Consider the following 25,439-nt stretch of genomic DNA (forward strand, 5'->3'; position numbering starts at 1 on the left):
GCACGGACGGCTCTGGTCTCGCTCAACACTACGGCCGCGGGGGGGGGGGGGCGCCGCCGCCCGGGGGGGGGCGGTGGGGGCCGGGCCCGCCCCCCCCCCCCCCCCTAGCCCACCCAAACCCCCCCGCCGCCCCGGGGCCCCCCCCCCCGCGCCGCGCCCGACCGTATGAGAAGCGGCAGTTGCCCGATCAGTGCCCGCGCGCGATCCATTCCTCCAGGTGGGGCGCCTCGTCGCCGATGGTGGTGTCATCGCCGTGCCCGGTGTGCACGACGGTCGTGGCGGGCAGGGGCAGGAGCCGGTCCCGGATGGAGCGGATGATCGTCGGGAAGTTCGAGAACGAGCGCCCGGTGGCTCCGGGACCGCCCGCGAACAGGGTGTCGCCCGTGAACACCGTGCCGAGCGCCGGCAGATGGAGGCTGATCGCTCCCGGGGCGTGGCCGGGGGTGTGCAGCACCTCCAGCTCGGTACCGGCCACCGCGATGCGCTGGTTGTCGGAGAGATAGCTGTCGGGTTCGCGGCCGGGATGGGTCTGCTTCCACAGCACGCGGTCGTCCAGGTGCAGCAGGATCGGTGCGCCGGTGGCCTCGGCGAGCGCCGGCGCCGCGTTGATGTGGTCGTTGTGGGCGTGGGTGCAGACGATCGCGGTGAGCCGGCGTTCGCCCAGCGCGGCGATGACGGCCTCGGCGTCGTGGGCCGCGTCGATCACCACCGCCTCTCGGTCGTCGCCGACGATCCAGACGTTGTTGTCGACCTCCCAGCTGCCGCCGTCGAGTGTGAACACGCCCGAGGTGACGACGCGTTCGATCCGTACACCCGCCATCAGAGGATCACCACCGAGCGCAGGACATCTCCCTTGTGCATACGGGCGAAGGCCTCCTCGACCTGGTCCAGGGCGATGGTCTCGCTGACGAAGGTGTCGAGGTCCAGGCGGCCCTGCTGGTACAGGTCGATGAGCAGCGGGAAGTCGCGGGAGGGCAGGCAGTCTCCGTACCAGGAGGACTTGAGGGAGCCGCCGCGTCCGAAGACGTCGAGCAGCGGCAGGTCGATCCGCATCTCCGGCGTGGGCACGCCGACCAGGACGACAGTGCCCGCCAAGTCCCGGGCATAGAAGGCCTGTTCATACGTCTCCGGGCGACCGACGGCCTCGATGACGACATCGGCGCCGAAGCCGCCGGTCAGCTCGCGGATCGCCTCGACCGCGTCGCTCGTACGGGAGTTGACCGTGTGGGTCGCCCCCAGCTCGCGGGCCGTGCTCAGCTTGCGGTCGTCGAGGTCTACGGCGATGATCCGCGCCGCGCCCGCCAGACGTGCGCCGGCCACGGCCGCGGCGCCGACCCCGCCGCAGCCGATGACGGCCACGGAGTCGCCGCGCCCCACTCCCCCGGTGTTGATCGCGGCGCCGATGCCCGCCATCACACCGCAGCCGAGCAGTCCCGCGGCGGCGGGGGACGCGGCCGGGTCGACCTTGGTGCACTGGCCCGCGGCCACGAGTGTCTTCTCGGCGAAGGCGCCGATGCCGAGGGCGGGCGAGAGCTCGGTGCCGTCCTCGGCGAGCGTCATCTTCTGCTTGGCGTTGTGCGTGTCGAAGCAGTACTGCGGACGCCCGCGCCGGCAGGCACGGCACTTGCCGCACACCGCACGCCAGTTGAGGATCACGAAGTCGCCGGGGGCCACGTCGGTCACATCGGGCCCGACCTGTTCGACGATCCCGGCCGCCTCGTGGCCGAGGAGGAAGGGGAACTCGTCGTTGATGCCGCCCTCGCGGTAGTGCAGATCGGTGTGGCAGACACCGCAGGCCTGCACCTTCACCACCGCCTCACCCGGCCCGGGGTCGGGGACGACGATGGTCTCGATACGTACCGGTTCGCCTTTGGCTCGGGCGATGACGCCCCGTACGTGCTGTGGCATGGAGATGGGTCCTTTTCCGTCGGAAGGTGGAGCGGCTCTGCGGTCAGCTCGCCGTGCGGATGCGTAGCGGCAGCTGTGCCCACGATCTCAGGGTGTTGTTGAGGTGGCGACGCGGCGGGCCCGCGAGTTCCAGGTGTGCGGCGCGGCGGGCCAGCGCGGTGAGCAGGCATTCGGCTTCGAGGCGGGCGACATGCTGGCCGACGCACTGGTGGATGCCCATGCCGAAGCCGACGTGGCCCGAGGGGTCCCGGGCGAGGTCGAAGCGGCCGGGGTCGCTCCAGCGCCTCGGGTCGCGGTTGGCGGCGCCGAGGAACATGAGGATCTTGCCTCCCTCGGGGATACGGGTCCCCGCGATGTCGACGTCCTCGGTGGCCGTACGGAAGAAGGTCTGCACGGGCGACTCCCGGCGCACCGCCTCGTCGAAGGCGACGCGCGCCAACTCCGGCCGCTCGCGCAGCCGTTGCCACTGTTCGGGGTGGGTGGCGAAGGCGTAGAGGGCGGCGGCGAGGCCGTGCACGGTGGTGTCGACGCCCGCCGTGAGCAGTGAGCGCACCACGAGCGGCGCCTGCGCGGGGGTGAGATCGCCGCGGTCGGCCGCCGCCCAGATCCTGGCGCCGAAGCCGTCCTCGCTCAGCGCTTCGCGTACGCACTGGTCGTTCACCCAGGCCGAGAGCTCGGCGACCCGGTGGGCGTCCGCCTGTACGAGGTCGTTGCGCGGGCCGAAGGCGTTGAAGGCCATGTTCCCGTACGGCAGCAGGTTCTCCCTGCCGTACGGGCCCAGGCCGACAGCATCCGGGAAGACCCGCAGCGGGAAGGCGGTCGCGAGCGCCGCGAAGGCGTCGAACTCCGTTCCCTGTTCGGTCAGTACGGCCTCGACGAGCTCGTCGGCGACCGTCTGCCAGGTCTCGCGCAGCCGGCGCAGGGCGAGCGGGGAGAGGATCTCGCGCAGAACGCGCCGCGGGGCGTCGTGGTGAGGCGGATCGGCCTCCAGGAGCAGGCTCGGCGGTCGCCACGGCTTCTCGTGGCGGAAGTTGGCGAGGCCGACCCCGGCCCCCGACTGGAAGGTGCCCCAGTCGACGAGGGCCGCGTGCACCTCCTGGTGGCGGGCGAGGGCGTGCACGTCGTAGCGGGTCAGGTGCACGACGGGGCCGGTGTCGCGCAGGTGCCGGTGCAGGGGGTCGGGGTCGGCCAGGTGTTCCGGCGCGAACGGGTCGGCTTCGCTGGTCGGCACCGGGGCGGTTGTGACGGTCTTTCGGGGCACGGTCTTTTCGGGCATGGCGGCTCCACGTACTGCTCGGAGGTCGGGGTCGCTCGGAGGTCGGTCGGGTCGCTCGGAGGTCGGTCGGGCTCGCTGCTCGGCGGTCAGGGATCGCTCAGAGATCCAGGACCAGACGGTCCGACCGCGAGCGCGACACACACGGCAACAGGCAGTCCCCCGCGGCGCGTTCGTGGGCGGCGAGGACCGCGTCCCGGTGGTCCGGCGTCCCTTCGAGGACCGGGACCAGGCAGGTGCCGCACGTCCCCTGCTCGCAGGAGGACAGCACCTCGGCCCCGGCCCCGCGCACGGCCTGCAGTACGGAGACCTCCGGCGTGACGGTGACCGTACGGCCGGTGCGGCTCAGTTCCACCTCGAAGGCGGTCTGCCGTACGGGCTCGGCCTGGGCGGCGGCGGTGAAGCGTTCGGTGCGCAGGCTGTACGGCGGCCAGTCGGCGCAGGCCTGCTCCACGGCGGCCAGGAGCGGGGCCGGCCCGCAGCAGTACACCTTGGTGCCGGGGTCCGGCCGGCCCAACCAGGCGTCCAAGCCGAGCAGCCCGCACTCGTCCTGGGGACGCAGGTGCACGCGCCCGCCGTACGTGTCCGTGAGGTGCTCGCGGAACGCCATCGAGGTCCGCGTACGACCGCCGTACAGCAACTGCCAGTCGATTCCCATCAGTTCGGCCTGGTGGATCATGGGGAGAAGCGGGGTGATGCCGATGCCGCCCGCGAGGAAGAGGTAGCGGTCGGCCGGCGCGAGGGGGAAGTGGTTGTGCGCGCCCCCGATCCCGACCGGGTCACCGGGCGCCAACCGGTCGTGCACATACGCCGATCCGCCGCGCCCGGCGGGTTCTCGCAGTACCGCGACCCGATAGCTGTACGGGTCCCAGCGGTCGCCGCACAGAGAGTACTGGCGGGTGCTGCCGTCCGGCAGGACCAGGTCGAGGTGCGCGCCGGGTGTCCAGTCCGGCAGCCGGGCGCCGTCCGGGTGGACGAGCGTGAGGGACACGACGCCGTCGGCGACGGTCTCCTTGGCGCGCACCCGGAGCGTCAGGTTCGGGGCGGGGCGGGGAATCGCGGGCAGCAGGTTCTGTGCGACCACGTTGTCGCCTCCCGTCTGTGGATTGCGGGAAGGATGCGTGCGGCCGCGGTCCCGCCGCGACGGCGTTCTCACTCAGTGAGAGACGAATTTCGAGGTGCGGGGCGGTCCGACTCGCAACGGTGCACGCCCGACCACGTTCCCTGCACGGACGACCAAGTCCCAGGCCCGGGACGACCCTAGGGTGCTGCCCGGCCCCTTCCCCCTGCAGACAGGAACGCCTCAGCATGCGTACCCGCAAACGCCTCCGCGCCCTGCTCGCCGCGCTCGCCGTCACGATCAGCGGCCTGAGTAACGTCCCGCTCGCCGCCGCACCCGCCGCGGCCGCGGCGAACGATCCGTGCGGCGACACGACGATCAGGACCCGCTCCGAGCTCACTTTGATCATCATCCCGAGGATCCGGGCCGGGGTCTCGCTCTGCTACGTGAAGCAGGGCATGAGCGGCAACTACGTCTACGCCCTGCAGGTGAACATCCTCGTCTGCTACGCGGGGACGCCCGCGGCGACCTACGTCAAGAACAGCGGAGGCGCCGACGGCGTCTACGGCGCCGGCACCCGAGACGCGTTCAAGTGGATCCAGCGGAACGTGTGGGGCCTCACCGGGAGCGACGTCGACGGCGTCTACGGCCCCTACGCCCGCGACCACATGCACTTCGCGCTGTGGTGGCACAAGGACACCGTTCCCTCCACCACCACGGGCAGGTGCTCCAAGTACTCGGTGTGATGCGCCTCCCGCCTACAACGGGCCCGTGCCAGGCGTTCCGAGAGCCCGCGACACCCCTCTGGCCGCCGTCCGTACGACGGGCACGATCTCCTGCGCGCACCGCTCGTTGGGGACGATGACCGACAGCGCGGCCGCCACCGCGCCGTCGGCGCCGCGCACCGGGGCGGCGATCCCGAGGGCGTCGTCGTGGACGTACCCGGGGCAGTACGCGTACCCCTGCCGGCGCACCTCGGCGAGCAGGGCGCGCAGCGCCGCGGGGGCGGCCGGAGTGGCCGGGGTGTAGGCGGTCAAGTCACCCGTGAGCACCCGCTCCTTGAGGGCGGCGGGCGCGTGGGCCAGGAGCACCAGGCCGCTGGAGGAGGCGTGCAGCGGCAGGCGTCCGGCGATACGGGTGTAGTTGATCACCGCATGCGGGGCCGAGAGCCGCTCCAGGAACAGGACCTCCTCGCCGTCGAGCACGGCGAGTTGCACATGGTGGCCCACCACGTCGTGCACGCCCTCCATGAACGGCATCGCGGCATCCCGCAGCGACAACGTCGGCGAGGCCCGTACGGCCAGCTCCCACAGCCGGACCCCGATCCGCACCCGCCGGTCGTCGTCACGGCTCAGGAACCCGTGCGCGACCAGCTCGCCCACCAGGCGGGAGGCCGTGGCCACGTGCAGACCGGTGCGGCGGGCGATCTCGGAGACGGTCAGCGCGGCCTCGTCCTGGCTGAACGCCGCCAGGATGCGCGCGGCACGGGAGAGGACCGACTCCTGGTGCGGTGCCTTCATCGCATGGCTCCCCTCACTGTGCTGCGTCGTTCACCTGCGGCAGCCCCGCCCCCACCCGCTCCGCCGTCTCCCGCAGCCACACATGGGCCGCGTCGTGCGTATGCACCGGATGCCACCACAGCGCCTCCTGCAAGGGAACGGCCTCGTACGGAGGTTCCACCAGGCGGACGGGGGCGATCGGCGCGAGCAGCCGGGCCAGGCGCGCCTGGATCAGCGCGATCCGCCGGGTGCCCGCGACGAGCAGCGGAAGGAGTTGGAAGCTGTCGACGGAGGCCTCCACGCGCGGTTCGATGCCGAGCATGCCGAGCTGGCGTACGGCCGGTGCGTCGTACGTGCGCTGGTAGGTCACCCAGGGCAGCTCCGCCAGGTCGCGGAGGGTGAGCCCGTCCGTGACGGTCGGATGGTCGTCGGCGACCACGAAGACCCACCGGTCGTCGTAGAGGTCGGTGGCGGGGAAGCCGCTGATGACTCCGTGCGGCATCAGCAGTCCGTCGACCGCGCTCAGCAGTGTGGCGGTGTCGTCGACCACGGTGGGCGGGGTCTGCGTGAAGCGCAGCCGGATGCCGGGCGCCTCTTCGTGGACGACGCGGGCGAGTTCGGCGCCGAACACGGAGACCGCGTAGTCGGAGGCCACCAGCTTGAACTCACGGCTCTCGCGGGCCGGATCGAACGAGGCCTGGCTGGAGAAGAGCCGTTCGAGTACGTCGTAGGCGGTGGCCGTGCGGTCGAGCAACACCTGCCCCAGCGCGGTGAGTTCGTAGTGGCCGCCGACGCGGGCAAGCAGCTCGTCGTCGAAGTGCTTGCGCAGCCGGGACAGCGCGGCGCTCATGGCGGGCTGGCTCAGGCCGACGCGCTGCCCGGCGCGCGTGACGTTGCGTTCCTCGAGCAGGACCCGCAGAGCGACGACGAGGTTGAGGTCCAGGCCGGCCAGGTTCATGGGCTTTCCCTTGCTGTGCGGCTGCTGTGCGACCTCAGGCGGCGCTGACCAGGAGCAATCCGTTTCATGGATGACGGCCATCCACACAATCGATTTCCCTGATCACCGAGGACGGGTCCAGATTAGTCCCACCGCACATCTGGAGGACACGCCCGTGAAACCCGCACCCGCTTCCCCGCTCTTCGCCGGCCCCTTCGCTCTCGCGACCCTCTCGGCCCCGGACGGACCGGAATTCCCCGCTCTCGTCACGCCCGACGGCCATGCCGTGGACCTGCGTAACGCCCTCGACGACGACCAGTTGACCGTGCGGGGGCTCCTGGTGGAGTGGCCCGAGGTGCTGCCGCGACTGCGCTCCCTGGCCGAGGACGCCACAGCGGAACGCAGCCCCCTGGCGGAGTTCCGTGTGCACGCGCCCGTCGAGCCGCGCCAGGTCTTCCAGTCGGGTGCCAACTACCGGCAGCACGTGATCGATCTGCATGTGGCCCACCGCCCTCCGGGCGACGAACGCCCGGAGGAGGAGCGGCGGGCCGAGGCCGCCGAGATCATGGACCGGCGGGCGCAGGAGGATCTGCCGTACGTGTTCATCGGTCTGCCGAGCGCTATCACCGGTCCGTACGACGATGTGGTGCTGCCCGCGTGGGCGGAAAAACCGGACTGGGAGCTGGAGTTGGCGGCCGTCATCGGCCGGCCGGCGTACCGGGTGTCGGTCGAGGAGGCCCTGGAGCACGTCGCCGGGTACACGATCGCCAACGATCTGACCGACCGTGCGACCGTCTTCCGCCGTGACATGCCGCAGATCGGCACCGACTGGCTGCGCAGCAAGAACGCGCCCGGGTTCACCCCGCTCGGCCCCTGGCTCGTGCCCGCCGGTTCGGTCACCGACACGGGTGACCTGCGGCTCGTCCTCGAGCTGAACGGCGAGACCATGCAGGACGAGTCCACCAAGGACATGATCTTCAACGTGGCCCGTATGGTGTCGTACGCCTCGCAGTCCGCCCAACTCCTGCCCGGCGACCTGGTGTTGACGGGTTCGCCCGCCGGAAACGGCATGCACTGGGGCCGGCTCCTGCGCGACGGCGACGTGATGGACGGCTCGATCACCGGGCTCGGCGCCCAGCGCACCCGCTGTGTGGCGGAGGTGGCGTCATGACCGCCGAGCCCCTGGACCGTGACGACCCCGAGGGTGCGATAGCCGAGGCCGCCAAGGCGTATTCGAACTGGGGCCGCTGGGGCGAGGACGACCGCCTCGGCACGCTCAACTTCCTCGACGAGGCCAAGCGCCGCGAAGGCGCCGCGCTCGTACGGCGGGGTGCCAGCTTCTCGCTCTCGCAGCGCTTCGACATGAACGGTCCGCAGAAGGGCTGGCGGCGCCGCACCAACCCCGTGCACACGATGCTGGACACCGGCACCGACGCGGCCCTTGGCCACCAGGGCTTTCCGCACGGGCTCGGCGGCGCCGACGACGTGATCGCCATGCCGTTGCAGTGCTCCACGCAGTGGGACGGGCTCGGGCACATCTTCGACCACGGCAAGGCGTGGAACGGCCGGGATGCGGCGGCCACAGTCACCTCCGAGGGCGATCTGGTCACCGGCATCGAGCACATGGCCCCGTATGTGGCCGGGCGCGGCGTTCTCCTCGACGTCGGTCAAGTGGTGGGCGGCGACGGAGAGTTGGCGGACGGGTTCGCCATCACCGAGGACCACCTGACCCGCACCGCCGACGCTCACGGCGTGACGGTGGGGCGCGGCGACCTCGTGCTCGTCCGCACCGGGCGGCTCGCGCGGGCCCGGCGCGAGGGCTGGGGCGAGTACGCGGGCGGCCCGTCGCCCGGTCTGTCGTTCACCACGGCCGGCTGGCTGCACCGTACGGAAATCGCCGCGATCGCCACCGACACCTGGGGCTTCGAGGTCCGGCCGAACGAGTTCGAGCACGCCTTCCAGCCGCTGCACCAGGTCGCGATCCCCAACATGGGCCTGCTCATCGGCGAGATGTGGGACCTGGACGCGCTCGCCGAGGACTGCGCGCGCGACGGGGCGTACGACTTCTGGCTCACCGCCGCTCCCCTGCCGATCACCGGCGCGGTCGGCTCGCCCGTGAACCCGATCGCCGTCAAATAGCTCCACCCCACCCAACCGGTCTCAACCACCGTACGGAACAAGGGAGTTCCCTATGAGCACACCCCGAACGGTCCTCGTCATCGGTGGCGGCGCGGCCGGCAGCGCGGCGACCATCCTGCTGCGGCGCGCCGGGATCACCGTCGACCTGATCGAGGCGAAGGACGACTGGAACGCCACCGCCGGCTCCGGCATCACCCTCCAGGGCAACGCCCTGCGCGTGCTGCGCGAACTCGGCGTATGGGAGCAGGTGGAGAAGTCCGGGTTCGGCTTCGGCTCGGTCGGCATCACCACCCCCGATGGCACCGTCCTGCATGTCGCCGAGGACCTGCGCACGGGTGGCGACGACCTGCCCGCCACCGTCGGCATGCAGCGCCCGCAGCTGCAGAGCATCCTGATCGAGGCCGTCCGCGCGAGCGGTGCCAGGGTCCGCCTCGGTGTCCGTGCCACGTCCTTCGAACAGAACCAGCACGGTGTCACGGTGGCGTTCACCGACGGCACCGAAGCGCATTACGACCTGGTGATCGCCGCCGACGGCCTCGGCTCCGCCACGCGCGCGGCCATCGGCATCACGGACAAGCCCGAGCCCACGGGCATGGCGATCTGGCGCATCGCGGCACCCCGCCCGGCCGGGGTGACCCGCACCGATCTCGCGTACGGCGGCCCGGCGTACATCGCCGGCTACTGCCCGACCAGCGCCGGCACGCTGTACGCGTACGTGGTCGAGGCCAACCGCGACCGCGGCTCCATTCCGGTGGAGACGTACGCCGACGAGATGCGGTCCCTGGCCCGGCACTACGGCGGCCAATGGCCCGAGATCACCGCGCACATCACCGACCCGGCACAGGTCAACTACACCTGGTTCGACCGGCTGTTGGTCGAGGGGTCCTGGCACCGCGGCCGGGTCGTGCTCGTCGGCGACGCCGCGCACTGCTGTCCACCGACCCTCGCCCAAGGAGCCGCCCTGTCGCTGGAGGACGCCTGGGTGCTCGCGCAGATGCTGACCGCCACCGAGGACGCCGGGGACTGGGACGACGCGCTCCTCCAGGCGTATTACGAGCGGCGGATCGCCCGCGTACGGCCCGTCGTGGAGGCCTCCGTGCAGATCGGCCAGTGGCAGCTGGACGGGGTCCGCGACGCCGACCTGCCGGGCCTGATGGGCCGCACCATGACCATGCTCCGGGAGCTCCCCTGATGACCGCGACGCCCACCGTGGAGATGGCCACGGCGCCCACCGTCGATGTGCACGCCCACGTCCTGCTGCCCGAGATCGAGGCGCTGGTGGACGGCCTGCCGGGTCCGGCCGAGGCGAAGGCCCTGGACGCCCGCCGCAACGGACCGGACGCGCTGAAGGTCAACGGCCCGATGATCGGCGCGCGCATCGCCCGCCTCACCGATCCGTCCGTACGCCTGGCCGCGATGGACGCGCAGGGCGTCGACATCCAGCTCGTCAGCCCTTCTCCCTCGCACTACCACTACTGGGCCGACGAGGAGACGGCCGAGAAGGTGTACCTGCTGGCCAACGAGGCCACGGCGGCGCACTGTTCGGCCGCTCCCGACCGGCTGCGCGGGCTCGGCCTCGTACCGCTGCAACATCCCGCGCGGGCGGTGCGCGCGCTCGAACACGCCCTGGAATGCGGCCTGTCGGGCGTGGAGATCTCCAGCCACGCTCCCGGACGTGAGCTGTCCGACCCGGACTACGCACCGTTCTGGACACGTGCGGAGGAGACCGGCGCTCTGGTCTTCCTGCACCCCTTCGGCTGCACGCTCGACGAGCGCCTCGACCGGTGGTACCTGTCCAACTCCGTGGGCCAGCCCACCGAGAACGCCGTCGCCCTCTCGCACCTGATCTTCTCGGGCGTCCTCGACCGGCACCCGGACCTGCGCCTGATCGCGGCCCACGGCGGCGGCTATCTGCCCACCCACATCGGCCGCGCCGACCACGCCTGGCGGGTCCGCCCCGACGCGCAGGCCTGCCGCGAGGCACCGAGCAGCTATCTGCGGCGCCTCCACTTCGACTCGCTCGTCCATGACCCGTACGTACTGCGGGAGTTGGTGCGCGTCGCGGGTGCGGACCGGGTGCTGCTCGGCTCCGACTTCCCGTTCGACATGGGCGTCGAGGACCCGGTCGGCGCCCTGCGCGCCGCGCGTCTGCCCGACGCCGAGTTCCACGCCGTACGAGGCGGCAACGCGGCCGCCCTCCTCGGCCTTCCCCTCCGTCCCCGTCCCCGTCCCCGTCCCCGGAAGGACTGATCGCCATGAGCGGACGCCTGCTCACGCACCTGCGGCACGTCGACCTCGCCGTGCCCGACTACGACAAGCAGCTCGATTTCTACGCCGGCGTCTGGGGCCTGACCAAGGTCGCCGAGGACTCCGGGCTCTCCTTCCTGGCCGCCGAGGGCTCCCCCGAGCAGTACGTCGTACGGCTGCGCAAGGCCGACGAGAAGCGCCTCGACCTCGTCTCGTACGGGGCGGCCTCGCCGCAGGACGTGGACACGCTCGCCGAGCAACTCCTCTCGGGTGGCGTGCGGTTGGTCTCCCGGCCGGGCAAGGTCGACACCCCCGGTGGCGGCTACGGCTTCCGATTCTTCGACGTCGACGGCCGCACCATCGAGGTCTCCGCCGACGTCGAGGTCAGGCAGCACCGCAGGATCGAGGAGAAGGAGGCCATCCCGGTCAAGCTCTCCCACGTGGTCCTCAACTCCCCCGATCTGAACCGGACCCGGGAGTGGTACGAGCGCCACCTCGGCTTCGCGCTCTCCGACACGCTCTCCTCACCCCACATGGGCGAGGTCATGCACTTCATGCGGATCAGCAACCAGCACCACTCCATGGCCCTCGCCAAGGGCCCGCACACCGCCCTGCACCACATCTCCTTCGAGATGCGCGGCATCGACGAGTACATGCGGGGTTCGGGCCGCGTGATGCGCGCCGGGTTCAAGAAGGTCTGGGGTCCCGGCCGGCACATGGCGGGCGACAACACCTTCACGTACTTCCTCGACCCGCACGGCAACACCGTCGAGTACACGACCGAGTTGGAGCTGCTCGACGAGGACACCTGGCACCCGCACGTCTACGACTTCTCGCAGCCCGAGGTCACCGACCAGTGGGGCACCGCCAACGCGATGAACGAGATCGTCGCCAAGGAGTCCTTCAACGACCCGGACCGCGGCGTGTTCGTCGCCCCGCCGGTCTGAGCGGGGGACGTCATGCGATTCGCCACCTATGACCACAAGGACCGCACCCGGGTCGCCGTCGTCGAGGAGGACGGCACCCTCTACCCGCTGCCCGGTGTCGCCTCGCTCACCGAGCTGATCAGGACCGGCGGCGGCCTGCCCGGTCTCCTCGACGCGGGCGCCGCGGCCCTCGACGTACCGCCGGGGCCGCACGTATCGCAGGTGCGGCTGCGGCCTCCGCTCCAGCCTTCCTCCATACGGGACTTCGTCGCGTTCGAGGAACACGTCGAGGGTGTGCGGCGCTCCGTGAGCGGCGCCTCCGGCGTGCCCGAGCAGTGGTACGCGGCGCCGACCTTCTACTTCACCAACCCGCATGCCGTCTACGGGCCGGGCGACGAGATCCCGATGCCGCCCGGCTCGGCGGTCCTCGACTACGAACTCGAGGTCGCCGCCGTCATCGGCCGCGAGGGCAGCGACCTCACGCCCGAACAGGCCCGCGACCACATCGTCGGCTACACGGTCTTCAACGACTGGTCGGCCCGCGACCTACAGTCCGCAGAGATGACAGTGGGCCTCGGTCCCTGCAAGGGCAAGGACACCGCGACCACGCTCGGCCCGTACCTGGTCACGGCCGACGAACTGGAGCCGCACCGCGACGCCGAGGGCTTCCTGCGCCTCGCCCTCACCGCCTCGGTGAACGGCCAGGTCATCGGCAAGGACCTGCTCTCCAACATGAGCTGGACCTTCGAGGAGATGACCGCGTACGCCTCGCGCGGCACCCGGATCGTCCCCGGCGACATCCTCGGCTCCGGCACCTGCGGCAACGGCGGCTGCCTCGCCGAACTCTGGGGCGTACGCGGCGAACAGACCCCACCGCCCCTGAAGCCCGGGGACACGGTCACCCTGACGGTCGAAGGGCTCGGCGCGCTCACCAACCCGGTGGTGCCGGGCGCGGACCTGGTCCCGCTGCCTACGGGGCGGCGCAGGGAGCGCGAGCGGCCGTGAAGGTTCGCTGGACCTGGATGCGTGTCGTCGCGCTTCGGTGATCGTTTGTGCAGCGTCAGTGCTGATCTGCGCACCCGGAGCACCCTTGTCCCCTCTCGCCCCGCCCCCCGACCTGCTGGCCGCCCGGGTACGCGACCCCTACCCCTATTTCGCCTGGCTGCGCCGCCACGCGCCCGCCCGCGCCGACCGCAGACCCGGGCGTCCCACCGTGTGGCAGATCTCCCGCTACGAGGACGTCCAGGCGCTGCTGATGGACGCGAGGCTGAGCAAGGACCCCGGGCGCGTGCCCGGTTACGTCGCGGGGCCGACGGGACTGAACCGGCACCTGGTCCACGCCGATCCCCCGGACCACACCCGCCTGCGGACCCTGGTGAACACGGCCTTCGTACCGCGCCGTATCGCACAGCTCGAACCCGTCATCGGCGACATCGCCCACCGGCTCCTCGACCGGGTCGAGCAGCGGCCGCACGTGGACGTGATCGCGGACTTCGCCGCGCCCCTCACCTTCCGCATGATCTGCGCCATCCTCGGCGTGCCACCCGAGCTCGACACGGCGGCCACGCGGGACACCCTCATGGCCACCATCTCCCCTGCCGGCGAGGTGGATTCGGTTCAGGCCGAGCGGGACCTGCACGCCTTGCTCGACTCGCTGATCGTCACCAAGCGCACCGGCGGTGAGCAGAGCGGTACGGACCTCCTTGGCGCGTTGGTGCGGGCGAGCGACGACAGCGGTGCCATGAGCGAGGAGGAACTGCGCTCCACCGCCTACCTGTTGCTCCTGGTGGGACACGACACCACCATGAACCTCATCGGCAACGGCACGCTCGCCCTACTCCGCAACCCCGCCCAGGCCGCCCTGCTCAGCGCACCGGATCCCGCGCCCTCCCTTGTCGCCACCGCTGTCGAGGAGCTGCTGCGGTACGACTCCCCGGTGCGGGACGCGACGTTCCGATGCGCGGCACAACCCCTTTCCGTACAGGGCGAGCCGATCGCCGAGGGCGACATCGTCAGCCTCCTCATCGGCTCGGCCAACCGGGACGGGACCCGCTTCCCCGATGCGGACCGGCTCGATCTGTCCCGTACACCCAATGACCACCTCGCCTTCGGATACGGACCGCACTTCTGTATCGGCGCCGCCCTGGCCCGACTCGAAGGGGCCGTCGCCCTGCCCTTGTTGCTCCGGCGCCTCGGCCCCGTACAGCCGGCCAAACCGGTGGACGAGCTGCCGTGGCGACCGGCCCGGGTGATGCGCGGGCTGGCGGCGCTCCCCGTCGTACGGATCTGACCGAACCCCTTCACCGCGCCCCTTGCCGACCCCAGATCAGAAAGCGCACGACATGGACACCCAGAACCCCGTGACGGTGACCGAACCCCGCCCCGGCGTCCTGCTCATCACCCTCAACCGGCCCCACGTCCGCAATGCCGTCGACCGCCGCCTGGCCGAGGCGGTCGACGCGGCCCTGGTCCGCCTTGAGACCGATCCCTCCCTGGCCGTCGGCATCCTCACCGGGGCGGGCGGCCACTTCTGCTCGGGCATGGACCTCAAGGCCTTCCCCGCCCAAGGCGTTCCCCGCGTCGCCGACCGCGGGCTCGCCGGGCTCACCCGGGCCCGTCTGCGCAAGCCGCTCATCGCCGCGGTCGAGGGCGCGGCTGTCGCCGGCGGCTTCGAACTCGCCCTCGCCTGCGATCTGATCACCGCCGCGGACACCGCGTTCTTCGCGCTACCGGAGGTCGCGCGCGGACTGATCGCCGCCGAAGGCGGAGCCATCCGGCTCCCCGGCCGCGTCCCGTACCACGTGGCCATGGAGATGCTCCTGACCGCGGCCCCCCTGCCGGCCGCGGACGCGGTCCGGTACGGACTGGTCAACCGGCTCACCGCGGAAGGCGGCGCCCTCGACGCGGCGCTCGCCCTGGCCGACCGTCTGCTGGCCCACTCACCGGACGCCGTCCACCTCACCAAGCGGATCGTCCAGGACACCCGCGGGCTGGACGACCACGCCGCCTACGCGGTCCAGGACCCCCTGGCCACCCCCGTGTTCGCCAGGGCCGCGGCGGTGGAGGGCGCCCAGGCGTTCACGGAGAAGCGGCCACCGGCCTGGCAGCGGTAGGCCGGCGCTCCCCTCCAGTTCCCGTCGTACGAAACCGCGCCCGGTACGCCGAGGGCGTCACCCCCAAGTGGCGCAGGAACACCCGGCGCAGCGTCTCGTCGCTGCCCAGGCCGCTGAGGCGGGCCGTCGCGGTGACCGTCTCGCCCGCGTCGAGCAGGGTCTGCGCGGCTTCGAGGCGGACCGACTCCACGTAGCCGCCGGGCGTGTCACCGATCTCCTCGTTGAACAGCCGGGTGAGATGCCGGGCGCTGAGGCCGGCCCGGCGGGCGAGTTCCGGCAGCGAGTGGTCCGCCGCCGGGTCCGCGGCGATGGACCTGAGCAGGGCGGTCAGGGTGCCGTGGCGTGGCGTCGGGGTGCGCGCGGCCACGGAGAACTGCGACTGCCCGCCCGGGCGTTGGAGGAAGACCACCAGATCGCGCGCCACTTCACGGGCCAGGTCAGGACCTTCGTCGGCTTCGACGAGGGCCAGGGCGAGGTCGAGTCCCGCGCTCACGCCCGCCGAGGTGTAGATCCGCCCGTCCCGTACGAAGATCGCGTCACCGTCCACGTCGATATCGGGGTGGCGGCGCGTCAGCGTCGTCGTGTGCCGCCAGTGCGTGGTGGCGCGCCGGCCGCGCAGCAGTCCCGCCTCCGCGAGCGCGAAGGCGCCGGTGCATACGGACGTGGTCCGCCAGGACGCGGAGTGCAGGGTCCGGACGGCGTCGAGCAGACCGGCCGGCAGCTGCCGTGGCAGCCCCGGGGAGCCGGGCACGATCAACGTGTGGACGCGTCCGGCCAGTTGACCGACGGGGTCCGTGAGCAGCCTGGTCCCGGCGGAGGTGGTGACCGGGCCGCCGCCCGGCGACAGCAGGACCACCTCGTAGCGGGCGCCGAGCCCGGCCGCCGTGCTGAACACCTCAAGGGGAGCGGTGACATCGAGCAACCGCACGCCGTCGTACGCGAGCACGGCGACGGTGCGGAGGACGGGGCGCTCACGGGTGCTCATGCCCCCAGGTTAGCGCCGCGCCCTGTCCATATGTGTGGGATTCCTGTCCTGATGGACATGGTGCGCGGGGGTGCGCGGGCGACAGGCTGAGCACATCGGAGCAACCGAGAAGGAGCCGACCGTGACCCCACGTTCCGCCGAACGCATCGCCGATATCGAGATCCCCGACAGCGTGCTCGCCAGGGAGGCGACCGAGCTGGTCCGCGACGCCGCGGGCGAGCTGCTCTACGACCACTCGCGCCGCGTCTACCTCTTCGGCGCCCTGCGCGGCCGCCACCGCGGCCTGGACTTCGATCCGGAACTCCTTTACGTGGCGGCCCTGTTCCACGACCTGGGGCTGACGCAGAAATACGCCACGTCCGAGCAGCGCTTCGAGATCGACGGCGCCGACGCGGCCCGCGAGTTCCTGCTGCGGCACGGCCTGGCACCCGAGCGGGCCAGGACCGCCTGGACGGCGATCGCGCTGCACACCACCCCGGAGATCCCGTACCACATGGAGCCGGAGGTGGCCCTGGTCACCGCGGGCGTCGAAGTCGACGTCCTGGGGCTCGGGTTCGACGAGACCACGCGGGAGCAGCGGGACGCGGTCGTGGCCGCGCATCCGCGCCCGGACTTCAAGCGCCGGATCCTGGCGGCGTTCACCGAGGGCATCGCCCACCGCCCCGACACGGCGTTCGGCAACGTCAAGGCCGACGTCCTCGCCCACTTCTCACCGGGCTTCGTGCGCACCGACTTCGTGACCGTCATCGAGAACTCGGAGTGGTCGCAATGAGCTCTTCTCAGCACACCGCGATCCAGGCCGCCCAACAACGGCCGCCCGTCCCGCCGTTCACCGAGGCGGACGCCCTCGCCAAGGTGCAGGCAGCCGAGGACGCCTGGAACACCCGCGACCCCGACCGCGTCGCGCTCGCCTACACGCCGGACTCGATCTGGCGCAACCGCGACTCCTTCGTGACGGGCAGGGAGGAGATCCGCGCTTTCCTCACCGCGAAGTGGGCACGCGAACTCGACTACGCACTGCGCAAGGAGCTCTGGTCCTTCGGCGACGACCGCATCGCCGTACGTTTCCAGTACGAGTGGCGCGACGCGACCGGCGCGCACTGGCGCTCCTACGGCAACGAACTCTGGGAGTTCGACGCCGACGGCCTGATGCGCCGCCGCGAGGCAAGCATCAACGACGTCCCGATCCACGCGGACGAGCGCCGGATCCACGGCCCCCGTCCGCCGCGGGAACACGGGGTCGCGCTCCCTCTGGCGTGAGGGGTACGGCTCGGATGGGCCCCGGGGGAGTTCCCCCCGGGGCCTCGGCGCGGTCCCCTACGGCCGCGGTGCGCGCGGCGCAAGTGGCCCTTGTGCAGGCCGAGTTGTTCTGAGCTCCGGCTGCGAAAATCTTGCCCGCGCCGCGTTCAGGTGCACTTCGGCAGCCCGCGTCGCGACGGCGTCACCCAATTGTTATCGCCGTTGGCAAATACCCCTGCCCCGGGTCTGGCGGCAGCCCTCCGAGCGTCATAAGTTCCCGCTCACAACATTCAGCCGGGCGCATCACCCAAGTTCCGGCAATTCGCCCTGGAGCGCCTCTCGTTCCTCCCTTCACCTTCGTGCGTCCGGTCGTCCGGTCGTCACACCAGAAAGGACCCTGCCCATGCGCAAGGGACTCCTCTTAACTGCCGCCGCCTCCTCGCTGGCACTGGTCGGCTCGCTCACCGCGTGTGGCTCCGAGTCGAACGGTGACGGCACCGGGTCCGATACGAAGAAGCCGAAGATCGGGGTCATCCTCCCGGACAGCAAGTCCTCGGCCCGATGGGAGACCGCGGACCGCAAGTACCTCGGTGAGGCGTTCAAGGCGGCCGGCGTCGACTACGACATCCAGAACGCGCAAGGTGACAAGCAGCAGTTCCAGACCATCGCCGACCAGATGATCACCAGCGGGGTCAACGTCCTGGTGATCGTCAACCTCGACAGCGGCACCGGCAAGGCGGTCCTGGACAAGGCCAAGTCGCAGGGCGTCGCCACGATCGACTACGACCGGCTCACGCTCGGCGGCTCCGCGCAGTATTACGTCAGCTTCGACAACACCGCGGTCGGCAAGCTGCAGGGCGAGGGCCTGAGCAAGTGCCTGAGCGACATGAAGGCCACCAAACCGATCGTGGCCACGCTCAACGGTTCACCGACCGACAACAACGCCACGCTGTTCGCCGAGGGTTACAACGGCGTCCTCACCCCCAAATACAAGTCGGGCGAGTACGTCAAGGGCCCGGATCAGTCCGTCCCCGACTGGGACAACGCCCAGGCCGGCACCATCTTCGAGCAGATGCTCACCAGCCAGCCCAAGATCGGCGGCGTACTGGCCGCGAACGACGGTCTCGGGAACGCCGTCATCGCCGTGCTGCGCAAGGAACGCCGCAACGGCCAGGTCCCGGTCACCGGACAGGACGCCACCGTGCAGGGCCTGCAGAACATCCTGGCGGGCGACCAGTGCATGACGGTCTACAAGGCGGTCAAGAAGGAGGCGGACGCCACCGCGCGGCTCGCGATCTCGCTGGCCAAGGGCGAGAAGGGCACGACGAACGCGACCGTCGAGGATCCCGAGGGCAAGCGCAAGGTGCCGTCCGTCCTCGAGACACCCGTGGCCATCTACAAGGACAACGTCAAGGACGTGGTCGACGACGGCTTCGTCACCAAGGAAGAGCTGTGCACGGGCAAGTACGCGGCCCTGTGCGCCGAGGCGGGCATCAAGTAGCTCCCCCGACCGGCCGGTTCGAGTCTTCGTCAACGGCTCGGACCGGGTCCGCCGCGGGCTCCCGGGGACCTGACGCCCCGTGGGCCCGCGGTCCCGCGACCGTAAGGAGCCGTCTTCCATGACAGCGACCCCGATGACACCGACCCCGATCGTCCAACTGCGCGGAATCGACAAGAGTTTCGGCCCCGTACAGGTGCTGCACGACGTGTCCTTCGACATCCGCCTCGGCGAGGTGACCGCCCTCGTGGGGGACAACGGAGCCGGCAAGTCCACCCTGGTCAAGTGCATCGGCGGCATCCACCCGATCGACGGCGGTGGGTACCTGTTCGAGGACGAGCAGGTACACGTGCACAGCCCGCGCGACGCGGCGGCCCTGGGTGTCGAGATCGTCTATCAGGATCTGGCGCTGTGCGACAACCTCGACATCGTCCAGAACATGTTCCTCGGCCGTGAGAAGCGCCGGGGTCTCGTTCTCGACGACGCGACCATGGAGGAGATGGCCGCCAAGACCCTCGACGGCTTGTCGGTGCGCACCGTCAAGTCGATCCGCCAGCAGGTCTCCAGCCTCTCCGGCGGCCAGCGGCAGACGGTGGCCATCGCCAAGGCGGTGCTGTGGAACAGCAAGGTGGTCATCCTCGACGAACCGACCGCCGCGCTCGGCGTCGCGCAGACGGCGCAGGTCCTCGAACTGGTGCGGCGGCTCGCCGACAACGGCATCGCCGTGGTCCTGATCTCGCACAACATGAACGACGTGTTCGCGGTGTCCGACCGGATCGCCGCCCTGTATCTGGGCCGGATGGCCGCCCAGGTCAAAGCGTCGGACGTGACGTACTCCCAGGTCGTCGAACTCATCACCTCGGGCCGCAGCGGAGACCTCGGCCTCGCCACCGCCAACGGAGTCACCCTATGACCGCCGACCTCGCCCCCGGGAAAGCAGAGAGGCCGAACGACCCGCGCCGGCCGGGGAAGAACGCGACGCACAGCGCCACGAGCCTGCGCTCGATCACCCGCGCCTACGTCGGCCGGGTGCGCGGCGGCGAGCTGGGCGCCCTTCCCGCCGTGCTCGGACTGATCGTCCTGTGCGCCTTCTTCGCCGTCCTGCGCCCCGTCTTCCTGTCCGATCTGAACTTCGCCAATCTGCTCACCCAGGGCGCGGGAAGCATCGCGATCGCCATGGGTCTGGTCTTCGTCCTCCTCCTCGGCGAGATCGACCTGTCCGCCGGGTACGCCAGCGGAGTCTGCGCCGCCGTCCTGGCCATCCTCCTCACCGATCACGGCTGGCCCTGGTACGGAGCCGTCGGCGCGGCCATCCTCACCGGTACCGTCATCGGCCTGCTGCTCGGCGGCCTGGTGGCGAAGGTCGGCATCCCCTCCTTCGTGGTCACCTTGGCCGCCTTCCTCGGCTTCCAGGGCATCGTGCTGATGCTCCTGAAGGAGGGCACGAACATCTCCATCCAGGACGACACGATCCTGGCAGTCGCCAACAACAACCTCTCCCCCGCGCTCGGTTGGGTCCTGCTCGCGCTCTGCGTCGCGGGCTACGCGGCGGTCCAGCTCCGGCGCAACGGCAACCGTGCCCGGCGGGGCCTGACCACCGCACCGCCCGCGCTGCTCGCGATCAGGATCGGCAGCCTCGCCGTACTCGGCGCGGCCGCCGTCCACGTGCTCAACCAGGAGCGCAGCCGCAACATCATCGTCGACTCGCTCAAGGGCGTGCCGATCGTGGTCCCCGTCATCGTCGTCCTCCTCGTCATCAGTACGTTCGTGCTCCAACGGACCTCGTTCGGACTGCACTTCTACGCGGTGGGCGGCAACGCCGAGGCGGCACGGCGGGCAGGCATCAACGTGGCCGGCATCCGTATCGCCGCGTTCGTGATCTGTTCCTCCCTTGCCGCGGTCGGCGGCATCATTGCGGCCTCCCGGGGCAACTCGGTCGACCCCAACACCGGTGGAAGCAACGTGCTGTTGCTCGCGGTCGGCGCGGCGGTGATCGGCGGAACCAGCCTGTTCGGCGGCCGGGGCAGGGCCGTGGACGCCGTACTCGGCGGCATGGTCGTCGCCGTCATCCAGAACGGCATGGGTCTGATGGGGTACAGCTCAGGGGTCAAGTACGCTGTCACGGGTTCGGTTCTGCTGGTGGCGGCGGGCGTCGACGCACTGTCCCGACGCCGGTCCGCACTCCGATGAGATCTGGGGGGCGATGAAGGCCGGTCCCTCGCTGGAGGAGATCCGCAGGCACAACCTCGGCACCCTGCTCCGCCACATACACATCAGCGGCTCGCTGTCGCGGGCGGTCCTGACCGACCGCATGGGCCTCAACCGCAGCACCATCCTCGGGCTCGTCAGCGACCTGGCCTCGGCGGGTCTGGTCCGTGAGGAACTGCCCCGGGACACCGGCAGAGCGGGCCGGCCCTCCTTGGTCGTACGGCCCGAGTCCGACCAGGCGTACGTGCTGGCCTTCGACGTCGGCGTGGACCGGTTGATCGCCGCACGCATCGGCCTGGGCGGTGCCTTCCTCGACCGACGCGAGACCCCCCTGCCGCCCGGCCACCGCGGCGCCGCCGAAGTGACCGAAGCGCTCGCGGGTTTCGCCCGGCAGATGGTGGGCTCCGCCCGTGAGGGAAGCGTCTGTGTCGGCGTCGGCGCCGCTGTACGGGGAACGGTGCGCAGGGCCGACGGCATGGTCCGGGCCGCACCCTATGTCGACTGGCTGGACGAGGAGTTCGGCGAGGACCTCACCCGCCGCCTGGGCCTCGGCGTCCCCGTGACGGTCGAGAACGAGGCCAGTCTCGGCGCCCTCGCCGAACACCTGCGAGGTGCCGGCGCCGGCTGTCAGGACCTCGTGTACCTGCACGGCGACATCGGCATCGGAGGCGGCATCATCTCCGGCGGCCACCTGCTCGGCGGCGACGCCGGATACGGCGGCGAGGTGGGGCACATGGTGGTCAACCCGCGCAACGGCAGACGCTGCGGGTGCGGCGCCCGAGGCTGCCTCGAGGCCGAGGCCGGCGAGCGCGCCCTGCTCGAGGCGGCGGGTCTGGGGCCGTCGGCCACCGGCCGAGAAGCGGTACGCGCCGTGGTCGAAGCGGCCGACCGGGGTGACGCCGGCGCCCGCGGTGCCCTGCACGACATCGGTGACTGGCTCGGCATCGGCGTCGCCAACCTGGTCAACCTCCTCAACCCCCGCACCGTCCTCTTCGGCGGCACGCTCCGCGAGGTGTTCCTCGGCTCGGCCGCCCAGATCCGCAGCCGCATCAACACCCACGCCCTGACCCCCACGCGCGAGCATCTGCGCCTGCGCGTCGGCGCACTCGGCGACGACGCCGTCCTCATCGGCGCCGCCGAACTCGCCTTCTCCCAGCTCCTGGTGGGGCCGCTGGAAGCACTGGCCCGGCACGAAGGCCGTACGGCGGCGGGGTCGGCGCCGTAACCGGATCCGGAGCGGGTGGCAGAGCTCCGAAGAGCCCTCCCCCCGGTGGAGCACGAGTACCGCCCGGCCGCAACCGCATCCCTGGCGGCCCGCGCGACGGTGGACTGTTCCGCCGTCGTCCCGAACCGCCCGGTATCGATCGCCAGTGGAAAACGCCTCGATGATCGGCGGGAAACGGGTTGGTGATAATGCTTGCGAACGTTCCCGGGAAGTCTCAGCACGCGCGACACGACCTGATCATCGACGAAATCCCTTTCACTGCAAGGGTCTTGCGCTGAGGCCCAGCCGCCCCCAATGATGCGTCCTCGGGAAGCACGCGAGTTTTGCGGGAACGTTTTCATAGGGGAGCGGGATGGCGATCATGGGCCTGCAAGTGTCGAGACCGACCCGGCTGGGCCTTGCCGGTCTGGCGGTCATGGGCCTGCTCGTCGGCGCGACAGCGACGCCGGCCAGCAGCCTGGAAGGCGGGCCGCTCCAGGTCACTTCCCTGTCGTCACGGCCCGGCACGGTGTCGGGCGGCGACGCCCTGATACGCGTCGAGGTGCCCGCGTCGACACCCGTCGGCACGGTTCGGGTCGAGGTGGGCGGCCGGGATGTGACCTCGGCCTTCAGGACCTCCGGCTCCGGCTCCGGCGACAACGCGCTGACAGGCCTGGTCAAGGACCTGTCCCAGGGCGACAACCTCCTCACGGCGAGTGCCCCGGGAGCGGAATCCGGGCAACTGACCCTGAAGAACCACCCGGTCACCGGCCCTGTCTTCTCCGGACCGCACGAGCAGCCGTTCATCTGCGACACCGCCGCGTTCAAGACGATCACCGGCGTCACCCTCGGCCCGCCGCTCGACCAGAACTGCTCGGTCAACACCCGCGTCGACTACATGTACCGCACCACGGCCCGCACGTTCGTCCCCCTGCCCGACCCGGCCGTACGCCCCGCCGACCTCGCGACCACCACGACGAGCACCGGCGCGCAGGTCCCTTACATCGTCCGCGTCGAGACCGGCACCATCAACCGCGCCGTCTACGAGACGGCCGTACTGCACGATCCGCAGTCCCCCGACCCCGACCCGCTGCAGCGCGGCCCGGGCTGGAACGGGCGCCTGGTGTACGGCTTCGGCGGGGGCTGCGCGGGCGGCTGGTACGTCCAGGGCCGCAACACCGTCGGCATTATGAACGACGCGTATCTGAGCAAGGGGTACGGCGTCGCCTCGTCCTCCCTCAACGTCTTCGGCAACAACTGCAACGACGTCCTGGCCGCCGAGACCATGAGCATGGTCAAGGAGCACTTCGTCGAGACGTACGGCGAACCGGACTTCACCATCGGCAACGGCTGCTCCGGCGGCTCGTACCAGACCCATCAGATCGCCGACAACTACCCGGGGCTGCTCGACGGCATCCTCTCCGGCTGCAGCTTCCCCGACGTCGGCTTCGGCACGATCCAGACCCTCAGCGACGCACAGCTCCTCCAGCACTACTTCACCCAGGTCGCGCCCGACGCGTTCACGCAGGAGCAGCAGCGGGCGGTCTCCGGGTTCGGGAAGTGGGAGAGCATCGGCAGCCTGGCCAGGGCGGCCGGACGGATCGACCCGACGGTGTACTGCCCGGCCCAACTGCCCGAAGCCCAGCGCTACAACCCCGCCACCAACCCGGGCGGTGCGCGCTGTGACGTCTACAGCCACACCGTGAACGTGTACGGCAAGGACCCGGAGACCGGGAAGGTGCGCAGGCCACTGGACAACACGGGGATCCAGTACGGCCTCAAGGCCCTGAACGACGGCACCATCGGCATGGACCAGTTCATCGACCTGAACCGGCGCATCGGCGGCCTCGACCCCGACGCCAAACCGGTCGCCTCGCGTACCGCCGCCGATCTCGTGGCAGTACGGCTCGCCTATCGCACAGGCCGGCTGCTCAACGGCGGTGGCGGGCTCGCGACCGTACCGATCATCGACTACCGCGACTACGTGGACGACGCGGCAACCGGCGACATGCATATGCGTTTCCACTCGTTCTCCACCCGGGCACGGCTGGACAAGGCCAACGGCACCCACGCCAACCACGTCATGCTGACCCGCTCCGCCGGGCACGGTTTCACGCTCGCCGGCATGGTCTCCGACATGGACCGCTGGCTGACCGCCATCAAGGGGGACACGGGGGACGGCGCCCCCATCGACAAGATCGCCCGCAATCGCCCCGCAGGGCTCACGGACGCCTGCTGGACGCGCGGCATCGGCGCACAGAAGATCGAGGAGCCGCAGGTGGAGGGCATCGGCAATACGGCCTGCAACACGCTCTACCCGGTGTGGACCTCACCTCGAATGGTCGCCGGGGCCGACGTGGCCAACGACATCGTGAAGTGCCGCAAGCGACCCGTGACCCCGGCGGACTACCAAGTACCGGTCACTGAAGCCCAGTTGAACGCACTGAACACGATCTTCCCGTACGGCGTCTGCGACTGGTCCGTCCCCGGCGCGGGACAGCAGGGACTTGCCGGCACATGGCTCTCCTTCGGCCCGGGCTGACCGGATCCGGCCCCGACCGGACTGCCCCTACGCGGGATCCAGTACGGGCCGCGCGGGGAGCCCGCCGTCCTTCTCACAGCCCAGTTCCTTGGCCATGGCCAGCGCGAAGGAGTGGGCGACGGTCGCGTAGGCGTTCTTCAATGCCTTTACGTCGTCGCCGTCGGGCTCTGTCGGCATGCCCCAGTGCTCCACCCCGACGGCGACATGATTCGCGTCCGGTGAGCCGGTGAACTTCTGGCTCCGGCAGCCGAACCGGACCGACGCCCTGTTCGCCGCCGCCAGGGTCTGCTCGCCCATCTTCAGCACGGTGAAGTCCGAGGCCGGGGTCTTTGTCGGGGAGCCGCTCTCCAGCCCCCAGGTGACTCGGAGCGCGAAGTTCGCCGTGTCGTCCGCGGTGTAGATACGGCAGACGTCGTCGCGTCCGCCTGTTTGGCGTGAGTACCGCCCGGCCTCGACCACATCCCTCGCGGCCTGCGCGACGCTGGATTCCTCGGTCATCGTCCCGAACCGCGACGAACCCATGATCGCCTTCAGTGCCTTGGACGCCTCGGCGGACACGGCGCGACCACCGCAGAGTTGCGTCCCCACCAGATACTTGTCGGCTGCGGTCGCCTTCTCGTCTTTGTCTCCAGTGCAACCGGCGGCCCCGAGGCACAACAAG

The 25,439-nt window shown here is 70.7% G+C and carries 24 protein-coding genes; 16 read left to right on the plus strand and 8 right to left on the minus strand.

Translation table 11 applies throughout. The features are described from left to right. Nucleotides 1-187: 187 nt before the first annotated feature. The 4 genes from ABT367_RS23250 to ABT367_RS23265 form a co-directional block, all read right to left on the minus strand. Nucleotides 188-820 (minus strand): MBL fold metallo-hydrolase, encoded by a 633-nt coding sequence (locus ABT367_RS23250; protein ID WP_352255006.1) that lies wholly within the window; start codon nucleotides 818-820, stop codon nucleotides 188-190. Then, complete coding sequence (locus ABT367_RS23255) at nucleotides 820-1,908, minus strand: S-(hydroxymethyl)mycothiol dehydrogenase (RefSeq protein ID WP_352255007.1); 1,089 nt, start codon at nucleotides 1,906-1,908, stop codon at nucleotides 820-822. The genes ABT367_RS23250 and ABT367_RS23255 overlap by 1 nt, the downstream gene beginning before the upstream one ends. 43 nt (nucleotides 1,909-1,951) lie before the next feature. Next, the gene (locus ABT367_RS23260) at nucleotides 1,952-3,139 is read right to left on the minus strand and encodes a cytochrome P450 (RefSeq protein WP_352255008.1); all 1,188 of its coding nucleotides are present in this window, start codon (nucleotides 3,137-3,139) and stop codon (nucleotides 1,952-1,954) included. Between the two features lie 142 nt (nucleotides 3,140-3,281). Further along, on the minus strand, nucleotides 3,282-4,265 hold the full coding sequence (locus ABT367_RS23265) for a PDR/VanB family oxidoreductase (protein ID WP_352255009.1): 984 nt from the start codon (nucleotides 4,263-4,265) through the stop codon (nucleotides 3,282-3,284). A gap of 224 nt (nucleotides 4,266-4,489) precedes the next feature. Here ABT367_RS23265 and ABT367_RS23270 point away from each other — a divergent pair, with 224 nt between their 5' ends. Further along, nucleotides 4,490-4,987 carry a peptidoglycan-binding domain-containing protein gene (locus tag ABT367_RS23270; protein ID WP_352255010.1) on the plus strand — a complete coding sequence of 166 codons (498 nt, stop codon included), beginning with the start codon at nucleotides 4,490-4,492 and terminating at the stop codon, nucleotides 4,985-4,987. Between the two features lie 12 nt (nucleotides 4,988-4,999). On the opposite strand, the gene ABT367_RS23275 is transcribed toward ABT367_RS23270, so the two are convergent. Both ABT367_RS23275 and ABT367_RS23280 read right to left on the minus strand, forming a co-directional pair. Further along, nucleotides 5,000-5,761: an IclR family transcriptional regulator gene (locus tag ABT367_RS23275; RefSeq protein ID WP_352255011.1), complete on the minus strand. Its 762-nt coding sequence runs from the start codon at nucleotides 5,759-5,761 to the stop codon at nucleotides 5,000-5,002. Between the two features lie 13 nt (nucleotides 5,762-5,774). Further along, nucleotides 5,775-6,698 (minus strand): LysR family transcriptional regulator, encoded by a 924-nt coding sequence (locus ABT367_RS23280; RefSeq protein WP_352255012.1) that lies wholly within the window; start codon nucleotides 6,696-6,698, stop codon nucleotides 5,775-5,777. Nucleotides 6,699-6,852: 154 nt separating this feature from the next. Here ABT367_RS23280 and ABT367_RS23285 point away from each other — a divergent pair, with 154 nt between their 5' ends. The 8 genes from ABT367_RS23285 (at nucleotide 6,853) to ABT367_RS23320 (ending at nucleotide 15,102) form a co-directional block, all read left to right on the plus strand. Further along, on the plus strand, nucleotides 6,853-7,848 hold the full coding sequence (locus ABT367_RS23285; RefSeq protein ID WP_352255013.1) for a fumarylacetoacetate hydrolase family protein: 996 nt from the start codon (nucleotides 6,853-6,855) through the stop codon (nucleotides 7,846-7,848). Continuing rightward, complete coding sequence (locus ABT367_RS23290; RefSeq protein ID WP_352255014.1) at nucleotides 7,845-8,816, plus strand: cyclase family protein; 972 nt, start codon at nucleotides 7,845-7,847, stop codon at nucleotides 8,814-8,816. Before ABT367_RS23285 ends, ABT367_RS23290 begins: the two co-directional genes overlap by 4 nt. Nucleotides 8,817-8,868: 52 nt before the next feature. Further along, nucleotides 8,869-10,008 (plus strand): FAD-dependent oxidoreductase, encoded by a 1,140-nt coding sequence (locus ABT367_RS23295; RefSeq protein ID WP_352255015.1) that lies wholly within the window; start codon nucleotides 8,869-8,871, stop codon nucleotides 10,006-10,008. Beyond that, nucleotides 10,008-11,066, plus strand: a complete 1,059-nt coding sequence (locus ABT367_RS23300) for an amidohydrolase family protein (protein ID WP_434975518.1) — start codon at nucleotides 10,008-10,010, stop codon at nucleotides 11,064-11,066. The genes ABT367_RS23295 and ABT367_RS23300 overlap by 1 nt, the downstream gene beginning before the upstream one ends. Before the next feature lie 5 nt (nucleotides 11,067-11,071). Continuing rightward, on the plus strand, nucleotides 11,072-12,010 hold the full coding sequence (locus ABT367_RS23305; protein WP_352255016.1) for a VOC family protein: 939 nt from the start codon (nucleotides 11,072-11,074) through the stop codon (nucleotides 12,008-12,010). A 12-nt stretch (nucleotides 12,011-12,022) separates the two neighbouring features. After that, on the plus strand, nucleotides 12,023-12,994 hold the full coding sequence (locus ABT367_RS23310) for a fumarylacetoacetate hydrolase family protein (RefSeq protein ID WP_352255017.1): 972 nt from the start codon (nucleotides 12,023-12,025) through the stop codon (nucleotides 12,992-12,994). A gap of 85 nt (nucleotides 12,995-13,079) precedes the next feature. Beyond that, complete coding sequence (locus ABT367_RS23315; RefSeq protein ID WP_352255018.1) at nucleotides 13,080-14,279, plus strand: cytochrome P450 family protein; 1,200 nt, start codon at nucleotides 13,080-13,082, stop codon at nucleotides 14,277-14,279. A gap of 52 nt (nucleotides 14,280-14,331) precedes the next feature. Further along, the gene (locus tag ABT367_RS23320; RefSeq protein WP_352255019.1) at nucleotides 14,332-15,102 is read left to right on the plus strand and encodes a crotonase/enoyl-CoA hydratase family protein; all 771 of its coding nucleotides are present in this window, start codon (nucleotides 14,332-14,334) and stop codon (nucleotides 15,100-15,102) included. Here ABT367_RS23320 and ABT367_RS23325 read toward each other — a convergent pair. Further along, nucleotides 15,068-16,087, minus strand: coding sequence for a GlxA family transcriptional regulator (locus ABT367_RS23325; RefSeq protein ID WP_352255020.1), 1,020 nt, complete (start codon nucleotides 16,085-16,087; stop codon nucleotides 15,068-15,070). The two genes, ABT367_RS23320 and ABT367_RS23325, sit on opposite strands and share 35 nt — an antisense overlap. A 121-nt stretch (nucleotides 16,088-16,208) precedes the next feature. On the opposite strand from ABT367_RS23325, the gene ABT367_RS23330 reads away from it, so the two are divergent. The 7 genes from ABT367_RS23330 (at nucleotide 16,209) to ABT367_RS23360 (ending at nucleotide 24,778) form a co-directional block, all read left to right on the plus strand. Then, nucleotides 16,209-16,859, plus strand: coding sequence for an HD domain-containing protein (locus ABT367_RS23330; protein WP_352255021.1), 651 nt, complete (start codon nucleotides 16,209-16,211; stop codon nucleotides 16,857-16,859). Beyond that, nucleotides 16,856-17,347 carry a nuclear transport factor 2 family protein gene (locus ABT367_RS23335; RefSeq protein WP_352255022.1) on the plus strand — a complete coding sequence of 164 codons (492 nt, stop codon included), beginning with the start codon at nucleotides 16,856-16,858 and terminating at the stop codon, nucleotides 17,345-17,347. The genes ABT367_RS23330 and ABT367_RS23335 overlap by 4 nt, the downstream gene beginning before the upstream one ends. A 382-nt stretch (nucleotides 17,348-17,729) precedes the next feature. Beyond that, the gene (locus ABT367_RS23340) at nucleotides 17,730-18,827 is read left to right on the plus strand and encodes a sugar ABC transporter substrate-binding protein (RefSeq protein WP_352255023.1); all 1,098 of its coding nucleotides are present in this window, start codon (nucleotides 17,730-17,732) and stop codon (nucleotides 18,825-18,827) included. A gap of 133 nt (nucleotides 18,828-18,960) precedes the next feature. After that, complete coding sequence (locus tag ABT367_RS23345; RefSeq protein ID WP_352255036.1) at nucleotides 18,961-19,737, plus strand: ATP-binding cassette domain-containing protein; 777 nt, start codon at nucleotides 18,961-18,963, stop codon at nucleotides 19,735-19,737. Continuing rightward, nucleotides 19,734-21,014 carry a sugar ABC transporter permease gene (locus ABT367_RS23350; RefSeq protein ID WP_352255024.1) on the plus strand — a complete coding sequence of 427 codons (1,281 nt, stop codon included), beginning with the start codon at nucleotides 19,734-19,736 and terminating at the stop codon, nucleotides 21,012-21,014. The genes ABT367_RS23345 and ABT367_RS23350 overlap by 4 nt, the downstream gene beginning before the upstream one ends. A gap of 13 nt (nucleotides 21,015-21,027) precedes the next feature. After that, nucleotides 21,028-22,257 (plus strand): ROK family transcriptional regulator, encoded by a 1,230-nt coding sequence (locus ABT367_RS23355; RefSeq protein ID WP_352255025.1) that lies wholly within the window; start codon nucleotides 21,028-21,030, stop codon nucleotides 22,255-22,257. 373 nt (nucleotides 22,258-22,630) lie between these two features. Continuing rightward, nucleotides 22,631-24,778: a DUF6351 family protein gene (locus tag ABT367_RS23360; RefSeq protein WP_352255026.1), complete on the plus strand. Its 2,148-nt coding sequence runs from the start codon at nucleotides 22,631-22,633 to the stop codon at nucleotides 24,776-24,778. A 27-nt stretch (nucleotides 24,779-24,805) separates the two neighbouring features. Here ABT367_RS23360 and ABT367_RS23365 read toward each other — a convergent pair whose 3' ends face one another. Then, entirely contained in the window at nucleotides 24,806-25,366 is a 561-nt protein-coding gene (locus tag ABT367_RS23365) for a hypothetical protein (protein WP_434975519.1), read from the minus strand. Between the last annotated feature and the right edge of the window lie 73 nt (nucleotides 25,367-25,439).

The sequence above is a fragment of the Streptomyces mesophilus genome (genome assembly GCF_040300965.1).
Classification (GTDB): domain Bacteria; phylum Actinomycetota; class Actinomycetes; order Streptomycetales; family Streptomycetaceae; genus Streptomyces; species Streptomyces mesophilus_A.